The organism is Anoxybacillus sp. CHMUD (assembly GCF_013096965.1).
Taxonomy (GTDB): domain Bacteria; phylum Bacillota; class Bacilli; order Bacillales; family Anoxybacillaceae; genus Anoxybacillus; species Anoxybacillus kestanbolensis_A.
Genome location: NZ_SDLG01000045.1, coordinates 1 through 1,775, shown reverse-complemented (window position 1 = coordinate 1,775; position 1,775 = coordinate 1). Strand labels below are relative to the sequence as shown.

Below are 1,775 nucleotides of genomic sequence, written 5' to 3'. Positions count from 1 at the left end.
CTCCCTCTATAAATGTTGATATATCAACGGTTGTAGCCGTTTCAGGGGTGTCAAAAAAATATTTTTCGACAAAGTTTCTAACATTATTTCTTAAATATGTGTATATCTTACATTGACGGGGTACGCTTCGCGGCCACTACTGGTTAAATTTGGTTGTAGTGGGGGAAGCGTATGGGATGCACCGTGGATCTCTGCATCGCTGATGATGACGAACCCTCCCATGTCTCTTGGCATCCTTGTGCCTACATTCCTTCGTTCGGTCTAGTCATCAGGCAGAGGCCGGCTAAGCTCCTTTAGGGACTCAAGGTCGAATGGATGATATCGCGCCAGCTTCTCCGTGTCATCCTTGTTGTCTAGGGAATCGAGACTATAGGCATCAAGCAGCCGTTTCGAGGCCAAAGATGTCCTGCATCATTCGCTTCGCATCGAACGCTTGGTGCTTCGTACATACAGCGTGCAATACCTTCAATAATTTTCCGCATAACACCACAATCGATTGCTTCTTCCGCAACGGATTATCAGGACGTGTCGTGTAATAGTCGTGCAGCTGCCGAAACGCTTCGTTGTGGCGGATCATCGGCATCATCACGCGGAATAGGAGGGCGCGCAACCGCCTTCTTCCACGCTTCGAGATCCGTTTTTGCCCTTTGTGTTGGCCGGAGGAATGTTCCCGCAGCGTCAGGCCCGCTAATTTGATGAGTTGCCGCGGATCCTGATAATGGGAGAAACTCCCGATCTCTGATAACAGTTCCACGATGGTCGCATCGCCTAAGCCCGGAACGGTCTTCAACCATTCGTACTCGACCGATGTCTGTACGAGTTCGATCAGCTGCTCTGTCAGTGCCTCGATTTCTTCTTCCAGTTGGCGGTACCGGCGGACAAGCGTGGCAATTTCGATACGGGCCATCTGTTGTCCTTCCGTTACGCCAATGGAATGTTGGGCCAATTCCATCAACTTCTTCGCTTTCGGTTTTTGTGGCGATTGTAATCCCTCACTTTGCCGGTAAAGGGCCAGCACCTCTTCTAGCTCTTTTCCTGCCAGATCACTCGGAAATGGCGTATATTCCAGCACCGCGAGCGCCATTTTCCCAAATGACGGGAAGACTTGGGAAAACTCCGGAAAATATCGATCAAGCCAGCGAATCATTTGATTTCGAATCGCTCCCTGTTCTTCCACCAATTTGGAGCGAAATGTCGCTCCAACGCGCAGTTCGGCCTCCATCCCTTTCAGAATGCGCGGATAGCTGAATCGGCCGTCTTTCACTAACCGGGCAATGACGAGCGCGTCTTTCGCATCATGCTTGGTCGGAAGATTGTCGTCCAGCTCTTTGGATCGCTTCACGTGCATCGGGTTTGTCATGACGAGAGGAATGCCCTTCTCGTCAAGAAAGTAAGCGAGATTGAGCCAATAATGTCCCGTTGGCTCGATGCCAACGATCACTTCCGTTTTTTCAAATTCCTCCATCGCTTTCACGATGCACTGGTACAACCATTCCAACCCTTCTCTGGATTGCGGAACGGGAAACGATTTTTTCAGCACCCTCCCTCGCTCATCCACAAAGCAGGCGTAATGCTTCTTTTTCGCGATATCCATGCCAACAACCAGCGTTTGATCGGTGACTTGATTAATCTTCTTGTTTGAGATAGAATTCATGTATAGTCCTCCTTGGTATCCAAATTAGGGGTCAATTCATCCGATTGACACCCCCGAATCATACCAAGAGGGCTTTTTTTATTCAAGTCCCCGAAAAAACTTCTAACAGGAATGCTCCTTT

At 49.3% G+C, this 1,775-nt stretch carries 1 protein-coding gene; it reads right to left on the bottom strand.

All coding sequences use genetic code 11. From position 1 onward, the window contains the following. Window positions 1-376 precede the first annotated feature (376 nt). Window positions 377-1,654: an IS110 family RNA-guided transposase gene (locus ETB99_RS14470; protein WP_042536374.1), complete on the bottom strand. Its 1,278-nt coding sequence runs from the start codon at window positions 1,652-1,654 to the stop codon at window positions 377-379. Window positions 1,655-1,775 lie beyond the last annotated feature (121 nt).